22 protein-coding genes are annotated in these 23,942 nt (G+C 69.2%); 10 read left to right on the plus strand and 12 right to left on the minus strand.

Going from position 1 to position 23,942, the window contains the following annotated elements; translation table 11 throughout:
- Positions 1–11: 11 nt before the first annotated feature.
- From LK06_RS08745 to LK06_RS08755, 3 genes are read right to left on the minus strand one after another with little or no spacing between them, the layout of a single operon-like run.
- A complete protein-coding gene (locus LK06_RS08745; protein ID WP_039654486.1) occupies positions 12–824 on the minus strand; it encodes an HAD family hydrolase in 813 nt (270 codons plus the stop codon).
- Positions 824–3,361 carry a phosphoribosyltransferase gene (locus LK06_RS08750; RefSeq protein ID WP_086083216.1) on the minus strand — a complete coding sequence of 846 codons (2,538 nt, stop codon included), beginning with the start codon at positions 3,359–3,361 and terminating at the stop codon, positions 824–826. The genes LK06_RS08745 and LK06_RS08750 overlap by 1 nt, the downstream gene beginning before the upstream one ends.
- A 21-nt stretch (positions 3,362–3,382) precedes the next feature.
- Positions 3,383–4,588, minus strand: a complete 1,206-nt coding sequence (locus tag LK06_RS08755) for an HpcH/HpaI aldolase/citrate lyase family protein (RefSeq protein ID WP_039654489.1) — start codon at positions 4,586–4,588, stop codon at positions 3,383–3,385.
- A gap of 175 nt (positions 4,589–4,763) precedes the next feature.
- Here LK06_RS08755 and LK06_RS08760 point away from each other — a divergent pair, with 175 nt between their 5' ends.
- Positions 4,764–5,495: a TerD family protein gene (locus tag LK06_RS08760; RefSeq protein WP_039654490.1), complete on the plus strand. Its 732-nt coding sequence runs from the start codon at positions 4,764–4,766 to the stop codon at positions 5,493–5,495.
- A gap of 15 nt (positions 5,496–5,510) precedes the next feature.
- Here the strand turns inward: LK06_RS08760 and LK06_RS08765 are convergent, their stop codons facing one another.
- From LK06_RS08765 to LK06_RS08790, 6 genes are all read right to left on the minus strand, one after another.
- Positions 5,511–6,248: a TerD family protein gene (locus LK06_RS08765; protein ID WP_039654491.1), complete on the minus strand. Its 738-nt coding sequence runs from the start codon at positions 6,246–6,248 to the stop codon at positions 5,511–5,513.
- Positions 6,249–6,390: 142 nt separating this feature from the next.
- Positions 6,391–7,530 (minus strand): DUF475 domain-containing protein, encoded by a 1,140-nt coding sequence (locus tag LK06_RS08770; RefSeq protein WP_039654492.1) that lies wholly within the window; start codon positions 7,528–7,530, stop codon positions 6,391–6,393.
- Positions 7,531–7,579: 49 nt separating this feature from the next.
- Positions 7,580–8,158: a TerD family protein gene (locus tag LK06_RS08775; protein ID WP_039654493.1), complete on the minus strand. Its 579-nt coding sequence runs from the start codon at positions 8,156–8,158 to the stop codon at positions 7,580–7,582.
- Between the two features lie 98 nt (positions 8,159–8,256).
- A complete protein-coding gene (locus LK06_RS08780; protein WP_039654494.1) occupies positions 8,257–8,832 on the minus strand; it encodes a TerD family protein in 576 nt (191 codons plus the stop codon).
- A gap of 161 nt (positions 8,833–8,993) precedes the next feature.
- On the minus strand, positions 8,994–9,452 hold the full coding sequence (locus LK06_RS08785) for a peroxiredoxin (RefSeq protein WP_039654495.1): 459 nt from the start codon (positions 9,450–9,452) through the stop codon (positions 8,994–8,996).
- Positions 9,453–9,625: 173 nt separating this feature from the next.
- Positions 9,626–10,063, minus strand: a complete 438-nt coding sequence (locus LK06_RS08790) for a DUF3052 domain-containing protein (protein ID WP_039654496.1) — start codon at positions 10,061–10,063, stop codon at positions 9,626–9,628.
- A 416-nt stretch (positions 10,064–10,479) separates the two neighbouring features.
- Between LK06_RS08790 and aceE the strand changes: the two genes are divergently transcribed.
- Together aceE and LK06_RS08800 are read left to right on the plus strand one after the other, a co-directional pair.
- The gene (gene aceE / locus LK06_RS08795; protein WP_039654497.1) at positions 10,480–13,227 is read left to right on the plus strand and encodes a pyruvate dehydrogenase (acetyl-transferring), homodimeric type; all 2,748 of its coding nucleotides are present in this window, start codon (positions 10,480–10,482) and stop codon (positions 13,225–13,227) included.
- A gap of 91 nt (positions 13,228–13,318) precedes the next feature.
- Positions 13,319–14,062, plus strand: a complete 744-nt coding sequence (locus LK06_RS08800; protein WP_039654498.1) for a potassium channel family protein — start codon at positions 13,319–13,321, stop codon at positions 14,060–14,062.
- Between the two features lie 188 nt (positions 14,063–14,250).
- Here LK06_RS08800 and LK06_RS08805 read toward each other — a convergent pair whose 3' ends face one another.
- On the minus strand, positions 14,251–15,867 hold the full coding sequence (locus tag LK06_RS08805) for an MFS transporter (protein WP_039654499.1): 1,617 nt from the start codon (positions 15,865–15,867) through the stop codon (positions 14,251–14,253).
- A gap of 112 nt (positions 15,868–15,979) precedes the next feature.
- Between LK06_RS08805 and LK06_RS08810 the strand changes: the two genes are divergently transcribed.
- The 3 genes from LK06_RS08810 to LK06_RS08820 all read left to right on the plus strand — a co-directional run bounded on the left by LK06_RS08810 (position 15,980) and on the right by LK06_RS08820 (position 18,875).
- Complete coding sequence (locus tag LK06_RS08810; protein WP_039654500.1) at positions 15,980–16,606, plus strand: TetR family transcriptional regulator; 627 nt, start codon at positions 15,980–15,982, stop codon at positions 16,604–16,606.
- 139 nt (positions 16,607–16,745) lie between these two features.
- Positions 16,746–17,963 carry an alpha/beta hydrolase gene (locus LK06_RS08815; protein ID WP_043433379.1) on the plus strand — a complete coding sequence of 406 codons (1,218 nt, stop codon included), beginning with the start codon at positions 16,746–16,748 and terminating at the stop codon, positions 17,961–17,963.
- A gap of 66 nt (positions 17,964–18,029) precedes the next feature.
- Positions 18,030–18,875, plus strand: a complete 846-nt coding sequence (locus LK06_RS08820) for a DUF4429 domain-containing protein (protein WP_039654502.1) — start codon at positions 18,030–18,032, stop codon at positions 18,873–18,875.
- A 7-nt stretch (positions 18,876–18,882) separates the two neighbouring features.
- On the opposite strand, the gene LK06_RS08825 is transcribed toward LK06_RS08820, so the two are convergent.
- Entirely contained in the window at positions 18,883–19,347 is a 465-nt protein-coding gene (locus LK06_RS08825; protein WP_039654503.1) for a MerR family transcriptional regulator, read from the minus strand.
- A gap of 96 nt (positions 19,348–19,443) precedes the next feature.
- Between LK06_RS08825 and LK06_RS08830 the strand changes: the two genes are divergently transcribed.
- Together LK06_RS08830 and LK06_RS08835 are read left to right on the plus strand one after the other, a co-directional pair.
- Positions 19,444–19,917, plus strand: coding sequence for a GNAT family N-acetyltransferase (locus LK06_RS08830; RefSeq protein ID WP_052270071.1), 474 nt, complete (start codon positions 19,444–19,446; stop codon positions 19,915–19,917).
- Positions 19,918–19,936: 19 nt separating this feature from the next.
- A complete protein-coding gene (locus LK06_RS08835) occupies positions 19,937–20,764 on the plus strand; it encodes a serine hydrolase domain-containing protein (RefSeq protein WP_039654504.1) in 828 nt (275 codons plus the stop codon).
- Positions 20,765–20,854: 90 nt separating this feature from the next.
- Here LK06_RS08835 and LK06_RS08840 read toward each other — a convergent pair whose 3' ends face one another.
- On the minus strand, positions 20,855–21,508 hold the full coding sequence (locus LK06_RS08840) for a pirin family protein (RefSeq protein ID WP_039654505.1): 654 nt from the start codon (positions 21,506–21,508) through the stop codon (positions 20,855–20,857).
- 194 nt (positions 21,509–21,702) lie between these two features.
- Between LK06_RS08840 and LK06_RS08845 the strand changes: the two genes are divergently transcribed.
- Together LK06_RS08845 and LK06_RS08850 are read left to right on the plus strand one after the other, a co-directional pair.
- Positions 21,703–22,908, plus strand: a complete 1,206-nt coding sequence (locus LK06_RS08845; RefSeq protein WP_039654506.1) for a PucR family transcriptional regulator — start codon at positions 21,703–21,705, stop codon at positions 22,906–22,908.
- Positions 22,909–22,997: 89 nt separating this feature from the next.
- A complete protein-coding gene (locus LK06_RS08850) occupies positions 22,998–23,933 on the plus strand; it encodes an ACP S-malonyltransferase (RefSeq protein ID WP_039654507.1) in 936 nt (311 codons plus the stop codon).
- Positions 23,934–23,942: the final 9 nt, after the last annotated feature.

The raw sequence follows: 23,942 nt of genomic DNA on the forward strand, positions 1-23,942 counted from the left end.
GGCTCTGCGGATCAGCCCCGCTGCCGGACCGCCTTCAGGAACTCCCGTACGATCCGCTCCCCGGCCAGCACCCCACGTTCGGGCAGCGCACTGATCCCGGGGGCGGTCCAGCCGGTGCCGGCCAGTTCGCCGTGGCCGGGACGCCAGCCGCGGTCGGCGGCGAGCAGCAGGTCGGCGTCGAGGAGGGAGTCCCCGGCCGCCAGCGTCAGCTCCGCGCCGGTGCGGCGGGCGACCTCACGGACGGCCGCGCTCTTGGTGAGCGGCTGGGGGACGGCGTAGATCTTGCGGCCCTGGAGCGAGACGGTCCAGCCCCGGTGCTCCGCCCACACCGCCAGCTCCTTCACCCAGTCCTCGGGCAGTAGCTCGCGCTCGACGACGAGGTAGGCGAAGAGGTCCTCGGCGACCCGGTGCTTGCGCACCCAGGCCGGGTCGGCGGACCGCAGCAGGTGCTCGCGCACCTCCGCCAGCGGCGCGCATGCCTCGGCGAGCCTGGTGAGCACCGCGCGGTGCCAGTCGGCGTCGGTGACCCCGTCGACCAGCAGATGGCCGCCGTTGGCACAGATGGCGTACCTGGGGGGCGGGCCCGGCAGGTTGATGCGCTGGTACTGCCTGCGGGTCCGGGTCGTGGCGGGCACGAAGACGGCGGTGTCGCCGAGGTCGGTCAGCAGTTGGGCCGCGGTCTCCGTCAGATAGGACAACGGCTTGGCCTCGTGCACCTCCACGCACAGCAGCCGTGGCGCCCGTGCATCGGGCATGGTCAGGGCCAGGGCCGCCGCGGAGTAGATCAGCGTACGGTCGAGGTCACTCGCCACCAACACCGGCATCAGGCGTTCACCGCCCTGCCGTCGGCTCCGGTGGCTCCCCGCGTGTACTTGGGGTGGATCAGTCCGACACAGGTGTACGGCAGGTCGCCGACCTCCTCCACCACAACCCCGCGCTGCGCGGCCAGCAGGCGTACGTGGTCGAGGTCGGCACCGGCGCCCGTGCGGGCGAGGATCTTCCACGGCACGCGGCGCAGCAGCACCCGGGTGGTCTCACCGACACCGGGTTTGACCAGGTTCACGTCGTGGATGCCGTAGTCCTCGCTGATCCGCTCGACGGCCCGCCAGCCCGCCCAGGTCGGGGTGCGGTCCTCGGCCGTCAGTTCCCGGACCTCGGTGCCGACGCCGTCGCAGACCTCCGAGAAACGGGCGGAGACGGCGTCGAGAAAGGCCACGGAGACGTCGGCAGCGGCGAGGCCGCGGTAGAACTTCGCGCCGTGGAAGTCGTCCGGGCCGACCAGGTCCGCGCGCAGGACCGTACGCGAGATCAGTCCGGAAACGGTGGAGTTGAGACAGGCGGACGGAATGAGGAAGTCCTCGCGGGTGCCGTAGGTGCGCACGCAGGAACCGGGGTCGGCGAGCACGGCGATCTCCGGGTCGATGCCGGTGACGCCCTCCTTCGCCTCGAACTCCCCAATGGCCTCGGCGAGTTCACGGGTGATGGCGCCCTTGCCCGTCCAGCCGTCGACGAAGACGATGTCCTGTGGGTCGTGATGGGCGGCCAGCCAGCGCAGCGCGTTCGTGTCGATGCCCCGCCCGCGGACGATCGAGACGGCGTAGTGCGGGAGTTCGAGGCCGTGCCGGAACCGCGCCCAGCGGCGCATCAGCACGCCGACCGGGGTGCCCGCGCGGGCCAGCGAGACCAGCACCGGACGTGGCGACCGCTCGGCGATGACGGTTTCGGTGACCACGGCGACCGCCCGGGCGAGCCGGAGGGTCGAGGCGTCCAGAGCCGCGTGGAAGAGCTCCTGGTACTCCTCACTGGGCTGGTACTCCACGGGCAGCGACTCGGCGTAGTGGGCGCCGCCGCTCTGGATGGCCTCCTCCCGCTCCTCGGTCGGTGCCTCCAGGGTGACGTCGGAGAGGTCCTGCAGCAGCCAGCCGACCTCATCGGGCGGGTACGAGGAGAACGCGGGGCCACGGAGGGGCTCGGGCAGCATGGCCGGCCTTTCGGGAACGTGCGTGGGCTCGGGGACGGGGGAATCGGATTCGGGGACGGGGGACTCGGGGAGGGGGGACTCGGGGACGGGGGACTCGGGGAGGGGGGACTCGGGGACGTAGGAGGGGACCACCGTGAGCAGGACGTGTGGAGCGTGCGCCGCCAGGCGCGCCGCCAGGCCGTCGGGCGCGTGCAGGGCGGGGGTGTCGGCGGCCGAGTCGACCACCGCGACCACGCTGTCGAAGCCGCCGCCCGCGACGTTGTAGGCGTAGCGCTCGCCGGGGCCATCCGCCGGGTCGTCGTGGGCGGGGAAGGCGAGGCGGGTGCGTATCGCGTAGCCGGGGTCATCCAGCGCGAGGACGGGTGAGCGGGTGGTGGTGGAGAAGCACACCTCGGCTGGAACAAGCCGTTCCAGTTCGCCCGCCAGGCGCAGTGGGGCGTACATCAGTTCCTCGAAGCCGAGGACCAGCACCCGGCCGGAGTCGTGGGGCAGGGCGGCGGCGATCCGCGCGGCCATGGCGGGCAGCGCGGCCTCCAGGCGGTTCCGGTGTGCCTGGGTGAAACCGTGCCGGCCGCCGTCGGGCAGGCCGCCCGGCCAGCGCAGGTCGAGGCGGGCGACCCGGCCGCGGTGCTCGGGTGCCCGCTCGTACGTCTGTTGGACGGCTTCGTGCCGGGCAACCAGTTGCTGCCCCTTCTCCAGCACGTTCCGGGGCAGCAGCACCGCCCCGGAGGCGGCGGCGATCACATCTACCTGGGCACCGATGCCCGCGGCGAACCGCTGGAGGCGGGACGTGTCCTCGGTGGAGCGCATGTCGACCAGGGCGACCACCACATACCGCCGGCGCGGATGGCGTTCGTGCAGATCGCGGATGGTGTTGAGGATCGTGTTGCCGGTGGAGAACTCGTCGTCGACCAGGATCAGCGGGCCGTCTCCGGCCAGCAGGGTGGGGTCCTCGGGGAGCAATAGGTGGGAGGTGGCGTGGGAGTGGGACTCCTCGAAGCCGCCCGCACGGGCCACACCTGCCACCGGGCGGCGCGTGGAGTGCAGGTACGGGGCCGGGCCCAGGCCGTCGGCGACGCAGTGACCGAGTCCGGTGGCGGTCTCCGCATAGCCCAACACGACTGCCGAGGCGGCCTCGCTCGCACCGAGCAGTTCACGGACGCGACGCCCCAGACAGAATCCGTGGCCGTAGATCACCGAAGGGGACTGGGGAACGTGCTTGCCCAGCACATTCGAGACCAGCAGGTGGGCCCGCTTGGGGTTGCGGCGCAGGGCGAGTCCGAGCAGGGCCGGCAGACGCTCGTCGCCCACGAGTTCGACGCCGAGCCGCTCGGCGACCCAACGACCGGACCAGACCCCGTCGTTCACTGCGTTCTTCATGCGTTCCTTGGGTTGGGAGGGTCAGCCGGATATCCCGGCGGCCAGCAGTTCCACGAAGCCGACGTCTTCGTTGGCGACGCCGAACACCTCTGCACGGAGCAGGGTCCGCTCGGCCCAGGCGCGGTGCGGCTTCACTTCGTTCATCTTGTTCGTGTAGGCCGACCGGAGTACGCCCCCGCCGCCGCGTTCCGGCCGCAGGATGTCCTCGGCGTCGCAGAACTCCTCGTGGCTGACCACAGAGAGCGCGTGGACCGGCAACACGTGGGAGGGGTGGATGCAGGTCTTGCCCAGCAGTCCGTTGGCCTGGTCCAGGGAGATCTCCCGGAGCAGTCCGTCCATGGCGTGTTCGATGAGCGTCTCGCGCAGTTCGGCGGCCTGCACCTCAAGGAAGGGGCTCTGCCTGAGTTGGGGCTTGAACATGCGCTCGGACATGCGGAAGTACTCCCACACAGGCCCGGTGACGGTGAACCCGGTGCCGTCGGCACGGCCCAGCATGTTCACGACGTCGGCGATGACCGAGGCGACGATCTGCACGTCGTACGCGGTCATGTCGGGGGCGCGGCGCAGGCCGTAGGAGGAGCAGAAGTCCGTGACGCCGAGGCGCAACGCGAGGACCCGGTCCCGGTACTTGTCGACCGCGCGGAAGATGCCCTCCAGGGTGTCCACGCGGGTCTCCCGGTAGAGCAGTTCGGGTGACTCCAGGACGGGCATCGCGAACAGCCGTTGTCCGCTCGCGGCTTCGGCGTCGGTCAGGGCTTCCAGGAAGGGGATGCCGCGTTCCTCGGTGAACTTCGGCAGTACGAATCCGGACAGCAGCCGCGCGGAGGGGCCGAGGCGACGTACCAGGTCCGGGATCTGCCTCGGAGTGCGGACCCGAATGAACAGCAGGGGCAGGTCCGCTCCACCGGGGGTGTCCCCTGGTGGAGCGGAACCGGCGGCCCGGGAGAGGGAACCGAGGTCGGTGAACTGCCGGACCAGGTTCTCCTCGCCCGCCGCGACGTCCGCGTCGTCGATCGAATCCTCCAGGCACAGCACCATCGAGACCACGCCGTCTCCTGCTCGCTTGACGATGTCGTCGGCGAGCCGCGGCCGGGTGGCCGGACTGTACAGCGTGGCGCCCAGGGCCGCGGCGAGCAGCCGGGCCGGGGCGTCGGCGGTGAATTCGCTCGGTTCCCGGTGGAAGAGGCGCTGCCGCACCTCGGGGGCGATATGCCCGAAATGACGCATAGAACTCCCTCAGGATACGAGCCGAGTCTGTGGATTCGGTAAAAGGTGGCCGGTAATAGTACGTAGGGATCCGTGTCGGGGGTTCCCTACGGGCATGAATTTCCAGTAACTCGCCCGTGCCGGTGCCGATACCCCCGCATTGTCGCGGCCAGGAGCGAGAGGGCAGGATGACCGCATGACGCACGCGATGCTGAAGGGGTCGAACGTCCCGCTGAAGGCTGCCACGGTGCGCGCCGTGCTGCGCTGGACGCCCGGCCAGGGGGTACCGGATGTGGATGCCTCGGCGCTGCTGTTGGGCGCCGACGGCCGTGTGCGCTCCGACGAGGACTTTGTCTTCTACAACCAGCCCCGACACCCCTCGGGAAAGGTGTGGCGGCTCGGCAAGAAGCGTGTTGCCGAGGGGCTGACCGACACCATCCAGGCAGATCTCTCCGGCGTCGAGCGGGACGTCAGCCAGATCCTCCTGGTGGCCTCCGCGGACGGCGTGGCCTTCGACCAGGTGCCCGCCTTGGGCATTGCGCTGTATGACGCCGCGGGCACCGGCAAGGAACCGCTGGCCCGGTTCGACATCAAGCCGGAGACCGGCGCGGAGACGGCGCTGATCTGCGGCGAGCTGTACCGGCGCGGGGAGGGCTGGAAGTTCCGCGCGCTGGGCGAGGGCTACTCAAACGGTCTGAAGGGTCTCGCCACGGACTTCGGCATCTCCGTGGACGAGTCGGAGGCGGCGGGGGAGCAGCCCGGTCCGGAAGCGGCGACCGTGCCGCTCCCCGCGGAACAGGCGGCAGTGGTACCGAACCAGCCCGCCTACGACCATCCGCAGCCGGCGCCACCGCCCCAGCCGGTGTCGACCGCGCCGGATCCGGACTTCCGGCTGCCGCCGCAGGGGCCGCAGTTCATCGGACGGTAGGCGGGGCCCGGGACGCTACCTCCCCGCCTTGGTCTTGTAGCCCCGGCCCCACTGGAGTCCCCACCCGTACAGCCGGTCCAGCTCGCCCTGGAAGCCGTAGACGAACTTCACCTCGCGGCGGACGACCATCTCTCCCTTGACGTTCTCGATCATGACCACGGCGCAGGAGCGGGCCTCTGGGTGCCGCTCGTCCAGGCCTATCTCGATCCGCGGGCCGCTGCTGGGGTACAGCGTGACCACCGCCTGCGTACGGTCGAACGCCGGTGTCTGGTCGTAGATGTAGACGAAGACCAGCAACCGTTTGATGGCGTCGCGGTGGTCGAGGTTGACGTACATGGTCTCACCGGAGGCCGAACCGAAGCGGTCGTCGCCGCTGAGCTTGATGTACGGCGGTGCGTTGACGTCGCCGAGATAGCCGCCGAGCGGCTGGACCACTCCCTTGGTGCCGTCGGTCAGCTCGTACAGACAGCCGAGGTCGAGGTCGACGTCGACCATGCTCTGTCCATGCCCCAGCACCTCCGGCGGCTTCAGCGCCTTGAAGGGGTGCCGCAGCAGGCTGGTGCGCTGGGCTCCATCGAGGTCGGAGGTCCTCATCCGCCAGGTGAGATTGACGCGCAGATGGCCGGTGGCCGCGTCCTGCTTGGTGAGCGACACCGTCTGGTGCCGCCTGTTGAGTTCGATGGCGTTGGTCGAGGCGCTGCCCGAGTCGAAGTCGGCAGCGCGCCCGCCCAGCAGCCCGTCGAAGAAACCCATTCCCGCCCCCGGGTACTCGTGCCAAACGCCTGCGGGGCGGCCGACCACGTCGGCCGCCCCGCACAGAGCGTTCCTCATCCGAAGGGGTGTCACACCCCGTCACACCCCCGATCTACCCGCAGGTGCCCCGGCAGGGACCGGGTCAGACCCCCGAGGAGACCTCGGCCTTCTCGTCCGGGCTCTCCCCCGCGGCCGCCAGCGCACGGTTGCGGCGGACGGACGACCAGAAGGACCAGGCGATCAGGACGACACCGACGAGACCGGTAATGACCTCGTTGATCTCGTACTGGATGGTGACCATGAGGATGATCGCCAGGGCACCGATGGCGTAGTGAGCGCCGTGCTCCAGGTAGACGTAGTCGTCGAGGGTGCCCTGGCGGACCAAGTACACCGTGAGCGAGCGGACATACATCGCGCCGATGCCGAGGCCGAGGGCCATCAGGACGATGTCGTTGGTGATGGCGAAGGCGCCGATCACGCCGTCGAAGGAGAAGGAGGCGTCCAGGACCTCCAGGTAGAGGAACATGAAGAACGCGGCCTGGCCGGCCAGGGCGACCGCCGAGCGCTTCTTACCGGTGCGGGCGGCCGCTTCCTCCTCCTCGTGTTCGTGCTCCTCCTCTTCCTCAAGCCTGTCCTCGAAGTATCCGGACAGGCCGCCGACGACCATGTAGGTGATCAGGCCGGCGATGCCGGCGATCAGCACCGTCTGCGCCTTGTCGACGTGGACGCCGCCGTGCTGGTGGGCGTGGGTGGCGAAGGTGAAGGAGGTGATGAGCAGGACGATGAGCGAGATACAGACCGACAGCATGTCGACCTTGCCGAGCTTGGCCAGGGGCCGCTCGATCCAGCGCAGCCAATGGATGTCCCGGTCCTCGAAGATGAAGTCGAGGAAGATCATCAGCAGGAACATGCCACCGAAGGCTGCGATCGCCGGGTGGGCGTCGGTGACCAGCTGCTGGTAGCGGTCCTTGTTGTTGAACGCGAGATCGACCGCCTCGATCGGCCCCATCTTGGCGCTGATCGCGACGATGACGACGGGGAAGACCAGCCGCATACCGAAGACCGCGATGAGGACGCCGACCGTGAGGAAGATCTTCTGCCAGAAGGCGTTCATCTTCTTCAGGATTCCGGCGTTGACCACCGCGTTGTCGAAGGACAGCGAGATCTCCAGGACGGCTAGGATCGCCACGATTCCGAAGGCGGTCCACCCCCCGTAGAACGCCGCCGCGACCAGACCGAGCGCGGTGACCGCGAACGACCAGCCGAAGGTTTTCAGAAGCACTGGCTACCCCATCGTGTCGGTACGGGTCTCCCCCGAGCCGTACCCAGCTTTACGAAACATTGACTCCGAAGTCTAGAGCGATGCCCCGCAGCCCGGACGCGTACCCCTGCCCCACCGCACGGAACTTCCATTCGCCCTGGTAGCGGTAGAGCTCGCCGAAGATCATGGCCGTTTCGGTGCTGGCGTCCTCACTGAGGTCGTAGCGGGCCAGCTCCTGGCCGTCGGCCTGGTTGACCACGCGGATGAAGGCATTGGAGACCTGTCCGAAGGTCTGGCCGCGCTCGTCCGCCATGTGGATCGAGACCGGAAAGATGATCTTTTCGCACTGCGGCGGCACCTTGGTGAGGTCCACCAGGATCGACTCGTCGTCGCCCTCGCCCTCACCCGTGAGGTTGTCACCGGTGTGCTCCACGGAGCCGTCGGGGCTCTTGAGCTGGTTGTAGAACACGAACCACTCGTCGCCCAGGACCCGGTTGTCGGCGCCGCACAGCAGCGCGCTGGCGTCCAGGTCGAAGGGGGCGCCGGTGGTGGAACGCGCGTCCCAGCCCAGCCCGATCATGACGTTGGTGAGGTTCGGTGCGGCCTTGGAAAGGGAGACATTGCCTCCCTTGGCGAGCGTGACGCCCATGATGCTGGTCCTCCCCTAGTGGTGCTTTCCTGGCTGTCCTGCGCGTCCGGCGCCGGCCGCAAGCGGCGCGACGCCGGACGGATGCGGGACCCCGGACGTCAGACGTTGACGCCGAAGTCCTGGGCGATGCCGCGCAGGCCCGAGGCGTAGCCCTGGCCGATGGCACGGAACTTCCACTCCGCGCCGTGCCGGTACAGCTCACCGAAGACCATGGCGGTCTCGGTGGAGGCGTCCTCGCTCAGGTCGTAGCGGGCAATCTCCTGCTGGTTGGCCTGGTTCACGACGCGGATGAAGGCGTTGCGGACCTGGCCGAAGGACTGCTGGCGGTTCTCGGCGTCGTAGATCGACACCGGGAACACGATCTTCTCGACGTCGGCCGGTACGCCGGCCAGGTTGACCTTGATCTGCTCGTCGTCGCCCTCGCCCTCACCGGTGAGGTTGTCACCGGTGTGCTCGACCGAGCCGTCGGGGCTCTTGAGGTTGTTGAAGAAGACGAAGTTCTGGTCGCTGCCGACCTTGCCGGAATTGTTCAGCAGCAGCGCGCTGGCGTCGAGATCGAAGTCGGCACCGGTCGTGGTACGGACGTCCCACCCGAGACCGACGATGACTGCGGTCAGGCCCGGGGCCTCCTTCGTCAGCGATACGTTGCCGCCCTTGCTGAGGCTGACTCCCACGGGTCCTCCATGTGGTGTTCAGGGGCGGGAAGCCCCGTCGTGCTTCGGATATGGGATCAACGTGCTGATCCTAGTGACGGGTTCCCGCCCCCTGCAGACCATGGAGCCGAGGAATCGCAGGTGTCGACCCACTGCCCGGCCCGCACCGGCCCGCGGTCGCTCTACAGAGCGTCAAGCGCCTTGACGTAGTCGTTCAGGTCGCGGGCGTCCGGCAGGCCGTTGACCACGGTCCACCGCACGACGCCCTCCTTGTCGATGATGAACGTACCCCGCACGGCGCAGCCCTTGTCCTCGTCGAAGACGCCGTACGCGCGCGAGGCACCGCCGTGCGGCCAGAAGTCGCTGAGCAGCGGGTACTCCAGGCCCTCCTGCTCGGCGAAGACGCGCAGGGTGTGGATGGAGTCGTTGGAGACGGCGAGCAGCTGGGTGTCGCGGTCCGAGAACTTCGGCAGGTTGTCGCGCAGCTCGCACAGCTCCCCGGTGCACACGCCGGTGAAGGCGAAGGGGTAGAAGAGCAGGACCACGTTCTTGTCGCCCCGGAAGTCCGAGAGCTTCACGGTGCGGCCGTGGTTGTCCTTGAGCTCGAAGTCGGGCGCCTTGTCGCCGACCTGGATCGCCATCGTCATGCATCCCTTCGGTGGGCTGTTCGGGTGAGAGCAGAGCACACGCTCGGCTCCACCCTACGCAGCGATCACCGAAGATCCTGGACGGGACCCGGGGGTTCCGGACGGGCGGGACCGGGATTCCGGACGGGCCGGGTGGCAAACCAGCCCGTCCGGTGGTGACGAAACGGTCACTTCTTGGACTTGGCCGCCTTCGGTGTCGCTAGCCGCGAGCCACTCCAGTCCTTGCCGACGCTGACGCTCTTCGACGCCGTCAGACCGGCCGTCGTGGCAGCGTCCTGGATGTCGCTCGGCTCCACGTACCCCGTACGGCCGGTCTTCGGCGTGAGGAGCAGGATCGCGCCACCCTCTTCGATGTACGTGGTGGCATCCACCAGCGCATCCGTCAGGTCTCCGTCATCGTCACGGAACCACAGCACAACGGCGTCGGCCACGTCGTCGTACTCCTCATCCATCAGGTCGCCTTCGACGGCTCCCTCGATGGCCTCACGGAGTTCCTGGTCGACGTCGTCGTCGTAGCCGATCTCCTGGACCACCTGCCCGGGCTGGAACCCCAGCCTGGCGGCAGGGTTCGTCCGCTCCTCCGCGTGGTCCGCGGTCGCGCTCACGGGTTGCCTCCTGATCATGTCTTGGTGAGTATCTCAGCCACGCGCGTGCGCGAAGCATTGGCCGTAGTCCACACGGACCGGGCGGATCGCGCAAGTACCCGGCCGCCGGGACCGCCGAAACAGTGACGATCCCGGCCGTGTCGTCGCAACTCCTAGCACGGCATCCCAATCCCATGTGGCCCACATCACACCGATGTGCCCGGTTTGCACGGTTCGGAATCATCCGGCATTACGCGCCTCGAACAACCTTGCCAGGTGCATCACATTGCGCGCGTATCGTTGCGTTCGGCCGTTCATGCACCTCGGTCACCCCGGAGTGGAGATGACGCACGCCTTCCCGAGGTACACGATGGGGAACGGTGTAGACACGAGAAGCAACACGGGAAATAGCGGCCCTCCGACAGGTAAGGAACAGCGTGGCTTCCGGATCCGATCGCAATCCGATCATCATTGGCGGCCTTCCGAGTCAGGTTCCTGACTTCGATCCCGAGGAAACTCAGGAGTGGCTCGACTCCCTCGACGCCGCCGTCGACGAGCGAGGCCGGGAACGGGCCCGCTACCTCATGCTGCGCCTGATCGAGCGGGCACGCGAGCGGCGCGTGGCCGTGCCCGAGATGCGCAGCACGGACTACGTCAACACGATCCCCACCAAGAGCGAGCCCTTCTTCCCGGGCAACGAGGAGATCGAGCGCCGGATCCTCAATGCAACCCGCTGGAACGCGGCCGTGATGGTCTCCAGAGCCCAGCGCCCGGGTATCGGCGTCGGCGGCCACATCGCCACCTTCGCCTCCTCCGCCTCGCTCTACGACGTGGGCTTCAACCACTTCTTCCGGGGCAAGGACGACGGCCGCGGCGGCGACCAGGTCTTCTTCCAAGGCCACGCCTCCCCCGGTATCTACGCACGCGCATACCTGCTCGACCGGCTCGCCGAGGACCAGCTGGACGGTTTCCGCCAGGAGAAGTCGAAACACCCCAACGGCCTGTCCAGCTATCCGCACCCGCGCTCGATGCCGGACTTCTGGGAGTTCCCGACGGTCTCCATGGGCCTCGGCCCGCTCGGCGCCATCTACCAGGCACGGATGAACCGCTACATGGAGGCGCGTGGCATCGCCGACACCTCCCGGTCACACGTGTGGGCGTTCCTCGGCGACGGCGAGATGGACGAGCCGGAGTCACTCGGCCAGCTCACGCTGGCCGCCCGGGAGGGCTTGGACAACCTGACCTTCGTGGTCAACTGCAACCTGCAGCGGCTCGACGGCCCGGTACGCGGTAACGGCAAGATCATCCAGGAACTGGAGTCGGTCTTCCGGGGCGCCGGCTGGAACGTGATCAAGCTGATCTGGGACCGCTCCTGGGACCCGCTGCTCGCCCAGGACCGGGACGGTGTGCTGGTCAACAAGATGAACACGACCCCGGACGGCCAGTTCCAGACGTACGCCACCGAGACCGGCGCGTACATCCGCCAGCACTTCTTCGGCGACGACCACCGGCTGCGCGCGATGGTCGAGAACATGACCGACCACCAGATCCTGATGCTGGGCCGCGGCGGTCACGACCACCGCAAGATCTACGCCGCTTACAAGGCCGCCGTCGAGCACAAGGGCCAGCCGACGGTGATCCTGGCCAAGACGGTCAAGGGTTGGACGCTGGGCCCCAACTTCGAGGGCCGCAACGCCACGCACCAGATGAAGAAGCTGACGGTCGACGACCTGAAGCGCTTCCGGGACCGCCTGCACCTGCCGATCTCGGACAAGGAGCTGGAGTCCGGCCCGCCGCCGTACTACCACCCGGGCCGGGACACGGAAGAGATCCAGTACATGCACGACCGGCGCAAGCAGTGCGGTGGGTACGTGCCGACCCGGATCGTGCGCGCCAAGCCGCTCGCCCTACCCGACGACAAGACGTACGCGACCGTGAAGAAGGGCTCCGGTCAGCAGGCGATCGCCACAACCATGGCGTTCGTGCGACTGCTGAAGGACCTCATGCGGGACAAGGAGATCGGCAAGCGGTTCGTACTGATCGCGCCGGACGAATACCGCACCTTCGGCATGGACTCCTTCTTCCCGAGCGCGAAGATCTACAACCCGCTAGGCCAGCAGTACGAGGCGGTCGACCGGGACCTGCTCCTGGCCTACAAGGAGTCTCCCACCGGTCAGATGCTGCACGACGGGATCTCCGAGGCCGGCTGCACGGCCTCCCTGATCGCGGCGGGCTCGGCGTACGCCACGCACGGCGAGCCGCTGATCCCGGTGTACGTCTTCTACTCGATGTTCGGTTTCCAGCGCACCGGCGACCAGTTCTGGCAGATGGCCGACCAACTGGCGCGCGGATTCGTACTGGGTGCGACCGCCGGACGCACGACGCTGACCGGTGAGGGCCTGCAACACGCAGACGGTCACTCGCAGCTGCTCGCTTCCACCAACCCGGCGTGCGTGGCGTACGACCCGGCGTACGCGTATGAGATCGCGCACATCGTGCAGGACGGTCTGCGCCGCATGTACGGCGGCTCACCCGAACACCCCTACGGCGAGGACGTCTTCTACTACCTCACGGTCTACAACGAGCCCATCCAGCACCCCGCCGAACCGGCGGACGTGGACGTGGAGGGCATCGTCAGGGGCATCCACAAGATCGGGGAGGGCGCAGGCGGCGCGATCCCGGCACAGATCATGGCGTCGGGTGTGGCGGTCCCGTGGGCTCTGGAGGCCCAGCGGATCCTCGCGGCGGAGTGGAACGTCAGGGCCGGCGTGTGGTCCGCGACCTCCTGGAACGAGCTGCGCAGGGAGGCGGTGGAGTGCGAGGAGCACAATCTGCTGCACCCAGAGGAGGAGCAGCGGGTGCCGTTCGTGACGCGGAAACTCCGCGGTGCCGAGGGCCCGTTCGTCGCCGTGTCCGACTGGATGCGATCGGTTCCGGACCAGATCGCACGGTGGGTGCCGGGTCCGTACCAGTCGCTCGGCGCGGACGGGTTCGGGTTCGCGGACACCCGGGGTGCGGCGCGCCGGTTCTTCCACATCGACGCCCAGTCGATCGTGGTGGCAGTGCTGACCGAGCTGGCACGCGAGGGCAAGGTGGACCGCTCCGCGCTGAAGCAGGCGATCGACCGTTACCAGCTGCTGGACGTCTCGGCAGCCCATCCTGGTGCGGCGGGCGGCGACGCATGACACCTGCATGACGTGAGCGGCTCGGTCGAGCGCTGCGGGGCGGTGGGGGCACGATTCCCCACCGCCCTTACCATTTCTTTACGATGCGGGCATGGAGCGACTTTCGCCGCAGGCGCGCTGGGAACGGTACTCCGAACGACCCCTGCTGGCACTGACGGTGGCGTTCACCGTCGCGTACGCAGTGCCGATCGTGGACGGTTCCGCGGGATACTCACTGACCGCCATGTGCACCGTCGTGGAGTGGGTGGTGTGGGGGGCGTTCGCCGTGGACTACGTGATACGGCTGGCGCTGGCACCCCGGCGCGGTGAGTTCGTCCGGCGGCACTGGCCCGACCTGTGCGCCGTGGTGCTGCCGATCCTCCAGCCACTGCGGCTGTTGCGCCTGGTGTCGACGCTGCTGCTGGTGGGACGGCGAGCGCGGATGGCACCGCAGATTCGACTGACCACCTATGTCGTCGGTTCCGTGGTCGGGCTGCTGATGTTCGGCTCGCTCGCGGTGCTGTCCGTGGAACGGGATTCACCGAGGGGGAACATCCGGACGCTGGGTGATGCGGTGTGGTGGTCATTTACGACGATGACGACCGTCGGATACGGGGATCACGCGCCGACGACCGGCCTTGGCCGGATGATCGCCGTCGGCCTGATGCTGTCCGGTATCGCACTGCTGGGCGTGGTGACAGCGAACATCGCCGCGTGGTTCATCTCCCGGTTCGAGAAGGACGACGTGGAGGAGAGGCGCCAGACGGAGGCAATCGCCTCTCTGGTCGAGGAGGTTCGGCTCCTGCGGGTGGAAGTGGCCCGACTGGCGGCCCAGCGGGAGGAGCAACGGCCCTGAGGGGGTCGCGACCGGCGCACGCTGCCCCCTCCGGCAGCGCGCGCCGCGGCCCGGTCGCCCTCCCTCCTATGCCCTGCGGAGGACGTGACCCACTGTGACCTGCGGCGCGCACCGGAGGCGAGGAATCTTGAGCGACGTCACCCTGATAGGCGAACTTCGGGGGAAAGGCGGAAGGGCAGGAAAGGCCGTCAGAGGTGACCGACGCCCGCACTCCCCTCTGCGCTCGCACCGCGCTTGGTGAGGAGCGCGACGAGGATGGCAACCGCCGCCACGCCCGCCGCGACCAGGGAAGCGAGGCTCATACCGGTGATGAAGGTGTGATGGGCGACCTCGGTGATCTTCGCGGCGATCGGCGCCGAAGTGCCCTTGGCCACCGGGGCGATGCCCTGCTGGACGAGTTCGGCGGCGCCCCGGGACCGCTCCGGGGTGAGCTCCGGCAGACCCGCGGCCGCCCAGTTCTCCGGCAGGACGCGGTCGACCTTGGAAGCCATCACCGCGCCCAGCACGGCCGTACCGAGGCTGCCGCCGATCTGCATCGCGGCCTGTTGGAGACCGCCCGCGACCCCGGAGAGTTCCATCGGCGCGTTTCCGACGATGACCTCCGTGGCACCGACCATGACCGGCGCGAGGCCGAGGCCGAGCAGCGCGAACCACACGGACATCCGGCCGCTGCCGGTACCGGCGTCGAGCGTCGACATCCCGTACATGGCTATCGCGGTCGCGGCCATGCCGCCCGCCAGCGGAATGCGCGGACCCAGCCTGGTGATCGCGGCGCCCGCGAGCGGCGAGCCGACGATCATCATGCCGGTCAGCGGCAGCAGGTGCAGGCCTGCGTCGACCGGCCGCATGCCGTGGACGTTCTGGAGGTAGAAGGTCACGAAGAACAGGCCGCCCATGAAGGCGATGGCCATCAGGACCATCAGCACCACGCCCGCCGACAGGGGTACGGAGCGGAACAGGCTCAACGGGATCAGGGGCTCCGCGATCTTCGTCTCCCAGCGGGCGAAGACGCCGAAGAAGAGCACCGCGGCGGCGATGAACGCCCAGGTCTTCCCGTCGCCCCAGCCCCACGCCGGGGCCTTGATGAGCGCCCAGACCAGGCAGAACATCGCGCCGGAGAGCAGCGCGATGCCCAGGACGTCGAAGGAGCGCGGCGCGTTCTGGGCACGGTGGTCCAGCAGGATCACCGTGCCGAGGAGGAGGGCGAGCCCACCGACCGGGACGTTGACGAAGAACACCGACTGCCAGTTGACGTGCTCGACGAGGACACCTCCGAGGATCGGTCCGCCGGCGGTCGACGCGCCGATCACCATGCCCCAGACCCCGATCGCCATGTTGAGCTTCTCGGCCGGGAAGGTGGCCCGCAGCAGGCCCAGTGCGGCCGGCATCAGCAGCGCACCGAACAGGCCCTGGAAGACGCGGAAGGTGACGATCGCGGCGATGCTGTCCGACAGGCCGATGGCACCGGAGGCAGCGGCGAAGCCGGTCACGCCGATCAGGAAGATCTGCCGGTGTCCGAAGCGGTCACCCAGTTTGCCGGCGGTGATCAGGGAAACCGCCAGCGCCAGGAAGTAGGCGTTGGTGATCCATTGCAACTGGGCCCAGCTGGCATGCAGATCCTTGCCGATCGCCGGGTTGGCGATGGCCACGATGGTGCCGTCGAGGGCCACCATCATGACCCCTACGGCGACGGTGAGGAGGGTGAGCCACGGTTGGCCGCGCAGCCCCGTGGGGGCCTGCTCCGACGGGGCCGCGGACGCCCGGTCTCCGGGCTCCGTGGCGTCGATGGTGGTCCGACTAGTCATACCTTCGAGATTAGTGACAGTCGCTGACAGTTGACAGACGAATTCACCAGTCGGTAACTGACAAGATGCCGCCGCATAGGCTGGGGCGGTTGGGAGTCACGGGAGAGATGCCATGGAGACGCTGCGTGAACGCAAGAAGCGGCGTACCCGGGAGGCACTGCTGCGGACCGCTCTCGAACTCTTCACGACCCAGGGGTACGAACACACGACGGTCGACGAGATCGCCGAGGCCGTCGACGTCTCACAGCGCACCTTCTTCCGCTACTTCGCCGGCAAGGAGGACGTGGCCTTCGCCGTCCAGGAGATGACGGAGGCGCACTTCGTGGCGGCCGTACGCGCGCGCCCGGCGCACGAGGCGCCGATGGAGGCGCTACGGCAGGCGATGCTGGAGGGCTGGGACGCGATCCGCGGGACGGTCGAGTCGGCCGTCCCGGTCGAGCTGTATCTGCGCATGTACCGGACGATCGAGTCGACACCCGCACTGCTCGCCGCCCATCTGCTCCGCTCCGCCGCCACGGAGGAGACGATCGCCCGCCTGCTGGCCGAGCGGGAGGGAGTGGACGTGGACACCGACCTGCGCCCGCGGCTCGCCGTGGCCGTGTTCGGCGGGGTGATCCGGGTCACCGAACGACAGTGGTCCACAGGCGACGACTTCAGCCTGGAGGCGATCCGCGCGCTCACCGCGTCGTACCTCGATCAGGTGGGATCAGCGCTGACCGGGCACTGGAGCGCCACCTGAGATCGTTGGCAGGGCGATCCAGCGGTCCGGCTGGACAGCGTCCGGCAGATCATCGGCAGAGTGTTCGGTGTCTACCGAAACGTGATCCCTATCACTCGGTTACCTCGCGACTCTCCCGTTCTCCTAGTGTGTCCTCCCAGTGACTTCCTTCGATACCTCCCCACCGCTCAACGTCTGGCGGGCGCTACTGGCCCTGGCCGTGGTGTTCGTGATGCTCGCGACCACCGGCTGGACCGCCCTGCGCAGTCACCGCCAGGTGGCCGCGCTGCAGGCCTCGCTCACCAAGTGGGAGCACGGCCACCTCCACGGACTCCCACTGCCGAGCCCCCAGGCCGGCCCGGAGCGGCTCAGCCGCTTCTTCGCCTCGCTCACCACCAAGGAGCGCAGCGACCTCGCCCACCGCTACCCGCTCGCGGTCGGCAACATGAACGGCGCCCCCGCCACACTCCGCTACGAGGCCAACCGCATCGCGCTGGAGCAGGCCCGCGCGGTCGAGGAGAAGCGCATGCATGACCGCCGGCTCAGGCCGGCCGGACAGCGGGACGCGGGCCGCCGGATGCACCGCTACGAGTCACTGCTGGCCCCAGGCCGACGCATCCTGGCCTTCGATCCCCAGGGTTCGGGCCGAGTGGCCGAGGTGTTCGGGAACCTCGACCGAGCCCAGCGGATCTCGATCGTCGTGCCCGGCGTCGACACCGACCTGCTCACCTTCCAGAGGACGCATCGCAAGTACAGCGCCCCGGTCGGCATGGCCAGGGCCCTGTACGCGGCCGAGCGCACGGCGAGCCCCGCGACCCGTACGGCCGTGATCGCCTGGGCCGACTACACCGCACCGGGTGGGCTCGGCATGGAGGCGGCCACCGGGTTGCGCGCCGAGGAGGGTGCGGTACGGCTGAACAGCCTGCTGCGCGCCCTGCCCGGCCACGCCCCGGTGTCGGTGTTCTGCCACAGCTACGGCTCTGTGGTCTGTGGGGTCGCGGCGCACAGGATGTCCCCCCGGGTGGTCGACATGGCCGTTGCCGCGAGTCCCGGCATGCGGGTCACGGACGCTTCCCACCTGGGCACCTCGGCCCACGTCTGGGCGATGCGAGATGCCACCGACTGGATTCGGGAGGTGCCGTACCTGGAGTTCGGCGGGCTCGGGCACGGCGCCGACCCGGTGTCCTCGGCCTTCGGAGCACGGGTGCTGGCCGCGCGGGACGCACAGGGCCACGCAGGCTATTTCCAGCCGGGTACGGACAGCCTGCGCAACCTCGCCGAGGTCGGAGTGGGCTCGTACGGCGCGGTGACATGTGCACACGAGGATGACCCCTGCCGGGCCGGTTTGCCCGCCGCAACGATGGCCGGACGCGCGTAGAAGCAGCAGGAAGTGCGGTCTGCGCGGGTGGCGACGGAGGAGCACGTGCCGCATACGATGAGCCGCATGGGTGATGTAGTGGCGGGATTTCATGCCGTCTGGGAGTTCGAATCCGACTCCGTAGTCATCCGCTACGAACGGGGTATTCGAACACCAAGGCTCTTCCAGGCGCTCGGGGAACGGCGTATCCCGCTGTCCGCGATCGAGGACGTGACGCTCGCTCCGGGCAAGCGCGGCACCGTCGTCCTGTGCCTTGTACCCCGCTCGGGCGCCGACCCGCTGATGGAGGCGGCGGCCGGGCAGCTGAAGGAGGGCTCCGACCCCTACCGGCTGGTCCTGCCCGTCGAGCGGGAGACCCTGGCCGCGTACTACGCCGACGCACTCAAGGAGCGACTGACCGAGTCCGGCCCCTCGGACCGGCATCTGATCGCGGCCCCCGAGGCACCGCTGCAGTTCAAGGCGTACGACGGAAAAGCGACCTTCGACGGGACGTCCGTGCAGTTCCGCTGGTCCTGGACCGGGGCGTCCACGGCAAAGTGGAAGGCCGGCGATCAGAGTTTCCCGGTCACCGCCCTCAGCGGTGTGGAGTGGCGCTCGCCGGAGGTCTTCGAGGGACATCTGCGGCTGCTTCCGCGCGAGCCCGGGGCGGGCTCGCCGGCCCAGCCGGATCAGGACCCGGCCTCGGTCGTCTTCGGGCTCGGGTACGGCCCGGTGCACGAGTCGCTGCCGTTCGCGGCGGCGGTGCTCGCGGCGGCCCGGAACCGGCCGGCAGCGGCAGTGACGGTGCCCGCGCGTCGCGATCCCGCCGACATTGCCGAGCGGATCCGGCACCTCAGCGAGCTGTATCAGGCGGGGTTGGTCACGGACGAGGAGTTCTCCGCCAAGAAGGCGGAGTTGCTGGCCGAGCTCTGACCGCCCCCTAGCGGGTCGCCGTCTTTGCCGCGTAAAAGCCGATCTTCCGGTCGAGGACGGCGAGCGTGTCGCGCAGTTCCGCGATCCTGGCCAGCACATCCGTCCGGGTCGACTCCAGCAGCTCCCACCGTTCCGCGTAGGTGTTCTCGCCCTCGCGCACCAATTCCGCGTACCGGACCATGTCCGCCACCGGCATGCCGGTCAGCCGCAGCTTGGTCACGAGGTCCAGCCAGTCCAGGTCCCGGTTGCTGTAGCGACGTTGGCCGGTGTGCGAGCGGTCGACGTGCGGCATCAGGCCGATTCGTTCGTACCAGCGCAAGGTGTGCGCGGTCAGCCCGGTGAACACGACGACCTCACTGATCGTGTAACGGTCCTGGCCGTCCGGACGCGGATGGCGCGGGGGCGGAGCGGAGCAGATGTCGGCGGGAGTGGCGGTCGCGGTGTCCGCTGGCGTGGTCTGCATCACCGTCATGCCCCCACGCTATGGCCTTCGAGTGGACTCCAAGCAAGCCGACCCGGTAAGAAATCCGCAGGACGGGCCCCGGAGCGGGGGACTAGCGTGCGACCCATGACTCCCGTACGCCGGGCCCTGCCCCGGGATGCCGCCGAAGTACTGCGGTTGCGCCAAGTCATGATCGATTCGATGTCCGAGTCGGGGGGCGGCCCGGCCGACTGGCACGCCGAGTCCCTGCCGACGCTCCACGACCGGCTCGCCGAGGACGGCGGGGATTTCGCGGCCTTCGTCGTGGATCATCCGGACCGGCCCGGGGCGCTGGCCGCGCTGGTCGCCGGGACGCTCGCATACCGCATCGGCCGGGCCGGCAACCCGCACGGGCGGGTCGGTCACGTCTTCAGTGTCGCGACGGATCCGGACGCCAGGCGGCGGGGGTACGCGCGCGCCTGCATGCGCGAACTGCTGGAGTGGTTCCGGGCACGCGGAGCCCGGCAGGTCGACCTCAACGCATCCGCCGAGGCCGAGCCGCTGTACGCCTCACTGGGTTTCGTGCGCAAGCCGGACCCCTCGATGCGACTGGCCCTGTGAGCCACATAGGCTCGCTGCCATGTCGTTGCAGAGTCTGGCGCTGATCGAGAACTGGCCCGTCCCCACCGCCGCCGCGGGTGTCGTACGAGCCGATGGGACCGTCCTCGGGGCGCGGGGCCCCGTCGGGCACCGATTCCCGCTGGCCTCGGTCACCAAGCCGCTGACTGCCTATGCGGCGCTCGTCGCCTACGAGGAGGGCGCGATCGAGCTGGACGAGCCGGCCGGGCCGCCCGGGTCCACGGTCCGTCATCTGCTCGCACACACCTCCGGGCTGGCCTTCGACGAGCATCGGGTGATGGCCCCGGCCGGCGAACGTCGGCTGTACTCCAACGCAGGGTTCGAACAACTCGGTGACCACATCGCCCGGGCGACGGAGATCCCGTTCGCCGAATATCTGCGACAGGCGGTCCTGGATCCGCTGGGCATGACGTCCACCACACTGGTCGGCTCGCCCGCCAAGGACGGTGTGTCGTCCGTCGAGGACCTGCTGCGCTTCGCCGCGGAGGTGCAGGCCCCCCGGCTCCTCGACCCTCGTACCGTCGCCGATGCCATGACCGTCCAGTACCCGGGCACCAAGGGGGTCCTTCCGGGGTACGGACACCAGAACCCCAACGACTGGGGGCTCGGTTTCGAGATCCGCGACTCCAAGTCGCCGCACTGGACCGGCTCTTCGTCCTCTCCCCGTACGTTCGGGCACTTCGGGCAGTCCGGTACGTTCCTGTGGATCGACCCGGACGCCGAGGTGGCCGGAGTGGCCCTGACCGACCGGGCGTTCGGCCCCTGGGCGATCGAGGCGTGGCCGCCCTTCACGGACGCCGTGCTCCGGGAGTCACGCGCCGGACGCTGACCGCTGCCCAACGGCCCGCCGTGACAAGCGGCCCTGTCCGGCCCGGCAACCCGCGAGGGAGCGACTCAGGTGAGCGCGCCTCGGCCGAGGTCACCGCGGCAGCTCCCACAGCAGCAGCTCCGCCGGTGCGACCGCGTCCGCCTCCAGGCCCTCCGGCTCCGTGATCCGCGCCGAGTCCCCGGAGCGCAGCTCCTCACCGGCCAGCCGTACGTGCCCGCGCACCACGTGCACATACACGGGTCCGGTGTCCGGCACGACGGTCCGCTCCCCCGGCGCCAGGCGGCGCACGTGCACCAGGGCGCCGGCCCCGGGGACGGCGTAGGGTGTGGCGTCGGCGATGCCCTGGACCAGTGCGTAGGACGGGGTACCGCCCGGGGTCAGCGGGGCCAGCCAGGTCTGGATGAAGACCAGCGGGGTGTCCCCGTCGTTGCGTTCGATGTGCCGGACGCCCGCCGCCGCACTGAGGTGCTGGAGGTCGCCGGGACGGACTGTGGTCTCGTGCCCCCCGGAATCGCGGTGGGTCAGCTCCCCCTCGACGACCCAGGTAACGATCTCGGTGTGGCTGTGCGGGTGTTCGTCGAAGCCGGCTCCCGGGGCGAGCCGCTCCTCGTTGCAGGCGATCATCGCGCCGAAGCGCAGGTTGCCGGGGTCGTAGTGCGGGCCGAAGGAGAAGGCGTGGCGGGAGTCGATCCCGTCCTTTGGGTCCCCTCCGTGGTAGCGCTCGCCCGCGCGCCGTACGTCCATCACGGGCACCACCGTAGACGGCTCGGGGAAACCGGTCACCGGCCACCCGCCGGATTCTCCACCGGGTGGTCTGCGGCCCGGCGGCGCCGGGATGGGGGCCAGCTGCCCCCAAGAGGGACCTCGCCGGACCCCTCGTGGGGCCTGACCACGACCCGGCGACGCACGGTCCCGTCCGGATAAGGCAGTCTTGTCCCGTGCCCGAACCCGAATCCCACAGCAGCGATCCCGCACCACACGACGTCCACTCGCACGCCGCCACACTGAAGCGGCTGGAGAAGTCCTCCGGGAGTCTCGCCGCGCAAGCCATCGCGCGCATGGACGAGACCCTGCCGTGGTACCGGGCCATGCCACCGGAGAACCGTTCCTGGATCGGGCTCGTCGCCCAGGCGGGCATCGCCGCCTTCACCGAGTGGTTCCGGCATCCGGACGCCCCGCAGGCGATCTCCACGGACGTCTTCGGGACCGCGCCACGCGAGCTGACCCGTGCCATCACACTGCGGCAGACCGTAGAGATGGTGCGGACCACCATCGAGGTCATGGAAAGCGCCATCGACGAGGTGGCCGCTCCCGGGGACGAGGGTGTGCTGCGCGAGGCACTGCTCGTCTACGCCCGCGAGATCGCCTTCGCCACCGCCCAGGTGTACGCCCAGGCCGCCGAGGCACGGGGTGCCTGGGACGCGCGGCTGGAGTCCCTGGTGGTGAACGCGGTGCTCAGCGGGGAGGCCGACGAGGGGGCCGTCAGTCGGGCCGCCGCGCTCGGCTGGAACTCGCCCGAACACGTGTGTGTGGTGCTCGGGACCGCACCCGACGGAGACAGCGAGCTGACCGTCGAGGCCATCCGGCGGGCCGCCCGACACGCCAAGCTTCAGGTGCTCACCGGGGTGCTCGGAGACCGGCTGGTGGTCATCGCCGGGGGCAGCGCCAATCCGCTCGCGGTCGCCAAGTCGCTGATCGGGCCGTACGCCGCGGGGCCGGTCGTTGCCGGGCCCGTCGTACCCGACCTGCTGGCCGCCACGCGGTCCGCACAGGCCGCCGCCGCAGGTCTGAAGGCCTGTTCGGCCTGGCAGGACGCGCCGCGGCCGGTATTGGCGGACGATCTGCTGCCGGAGCGGGCGATCGCGGGCGATCCGAGCGCCCGAGAGCAGTTGGTGGAGGAGATCTACAGACCGCTGGAGGAAGCGGGCTCGGCACTCCTGGAAACCCTGAGTGTCTACCTGGAGCAAGCGAGCAGTCTGGAAGGCGCGGCCAGAATGCTCTTCGTTCACCCGAACACCGTGCGCTACCGGCTCCGACGTGTGACTGACGTCACCGGGTGGTCGCCTTCGGATGTACGATCCGCGTTCACACTACGGATCGCGCTCATCCTGGGGCGTCTGGCCGACGGCGAAGCCCCGTCATAGGGTTTTGTCGGGGGTCCACAAAAGCCCCTCGTGTTCTTCGTCCCTGTCCTCACGGGCGGCCGTGGCCGTCCCCAAGAGAGAGTGTGAGAGTGCTCGTACTCGTCGCTCCCGGCCAGGGCGCCCAGACGCCCGGCTTCCTGACCCCCTGGCTCGATCTGCCCGGTGCCGCTGACCGCGTCGCGGCCTGGTCGGACGCCATCGGGCTGGACCTCGTCCACTACGGCACCCAGGCCGACGCCGACGCCATCCGGGACACCGCGGTGGCCCAGCCGTTGCTGGTCGCCGCCGGCATCCTGTCCGCTGCGGCACTCGGTGACATCACCGAGATCGCGCCGGGTGCGGTCGCCGGTCACAGCGTCGGTGAGATCAGCGCCGCCGCCTTCGCCGGCGTCCTCGACGACACCTCGGCGCTCAGTCTCGTGCGCAAGCGGGGTCTGGCCATGGCCGACGCCGCGGCGCTCACGCAGACCGGAATGTCGGCGCTGCTGGGCGGTGATCCCGAGGTCTCCGTCGCACATCTGGAGCGGCTGGGTCTGACCCCGGCCAACCTCAACGGTGCGGGCCAGATCGTCGCCGCCGGCACCCTGGAGCAGCTGGCCGCACTGAACGAGGACAAGCCCGAGGGCGTTCGCAAGGTCGTCCCGCTCAAGGTCGCCGGCGCCTTCCACACCCATCACATGGCTCCGGCCGTCGAAACCCTGGCCAAGGCTGCCGCGGAGCTCGTACCCGCCGACCCGAAGGTCACCTACGTCTCCAACCGGGACGGCCGGGCCGTCACGACCGGTGCCGAGGTGCTGGAGCGGCTGGTCGGCCAGGTCGCCAACCCGGTGCGCTGGGACCTGTGCATGGAGACGTTCAAGGAACTGGGCGTCACCACACTCATCGAGGTGTGCCCGGGCGGCACCCTGACCGGCCTGGCCAAGCGGGCGCTGCCCGGCGTCAGGACGCTGGCCCTGAAGTCCCCCGACAACCTCGACGCGGCCCGCGAACTCATCGCCGAGCATGCATCGGCCGCCGACGCCTGAGGAGCCGTA

Source organism: Streptomyces pluripotens, assembly GCF_000802245.2.
In the GTDB taxonomy this organism is placed as follows: Bacteria; Actinomycetota; Actinomycetes; order Streptomycetales; family Streptomycetaceae; genus Streptomyces; species Streptomyces pluripotens.

Excerpts from the sequence above, each read along its gene's own strand:
- LK06_RS08800 (WP_039654498.1), top strand. The coding sequence starts at position 13,319 with ATGGAGCGACTTTCGCCGCAGGCGCGCTGGGAACGGTACTCCGAACGA.
- LK06_RS08805 (WP_039654499.1), bottom strand. The coding sequence starts at position 15,867 with ATGACTAGTCGGACCACCATCGACGCCACGGAGCCCGGAGACCGGGCG.
- LK06_RS08755 (WP_039654489.1), bottom strand. The coding sequence starts at position 4,588 with ATGCGTCATTTCGGGCATATCGCCCCCGAGGTGCGGCAGCGCCTCTTC.
- LK06_RS08840 (WP_039654505.1), bottom strand. The coding sequence starts at position 21,508 with ATGGACGTACGGCGCGCGGGCGAGCGCTACCACGGAGGGGACCCAAAG.
- LK06_RS08785 (WP_039654495.1), bottom strand. The coding sequence starts at position 9,452 with ATGGCGATCCAGGTCGGCGACAAGGCGCCCGACTTCGAGCTCAAGGAC.
- LK06_RS08760 (WP_039654490.1), top strand. The coding sequence starts at position 4,764 with ATGACGCACGCGATGCTGAAGGGGTCGAACGTCCCGCTGAAGGCTGCC.
- LK06_RS08825 (WP_039654503.1), bottom strand. The coding sequence starts at position 19,347 with ATGACGGTGATGCAGACCACGCCAGCGGACACCGCGACCGCCACTCCC.
- LK06_RS08820 (WP_039654502.1), top strand. The coding sequence starts at position 18,030 with ATGGGTGATGTAGTGGCGGGATTTCATGCCGTCTGGGAGTTCGAATCC.
- LK06_RS08775 (WP_039654493.1), bottom strand. The coding sequence starts at position 8,158 with ATGGGCGTCACGCTCGCCAAGGGAGGCAATGTCTCCCTTTCCAAGGCC.
- LK06_RS08835 (WP_039654504.1), top strand. The coding sequence starts at position 19,937 with ATGTCGTTGCAGAGTCTGGCGCTGATCGAGAACTGGCCCGTCCCCACC.
- LK06_RS08810 (WP_039654500.1), top strand. The coding sequence starts at position 15,980 with ATGGAGACGCTGCGTGAACGCAAGAAGCGGCGTACCCGGGAGGCACTG.
- LK06_RS08745 (WP_039654486.1), bottom strand. The coding sequence starts at position 824 with ATGCCGGTGTTGGTGGCGAGTGACCTCGACCGTACGCTGATCTACTCC.
- LK06_RS08750 (WP_086083216.1), bottom strand. The coding sequence starts at position 3,361 with ATGAAGAACGCAGTGAACGACGGGGTCTGGTCCGGTCGTTGGGTCGCC.
- LK06_RS08765 (WP_039654491.1), bottom strand. The coding sequence starts at position 6,248 with ATGGGTTTCTTCGACGGGCTGCTGGGCGGGCGCGCTGCCGACTTCGAC.
- LK06_RS08830 (WP_052270071.1), top strand. The coding sequence starts at position 19,444 with ATGACTCCCGTACGCCGGGCCCTGCCCCGGGATGCCGCCGAAGTACTG.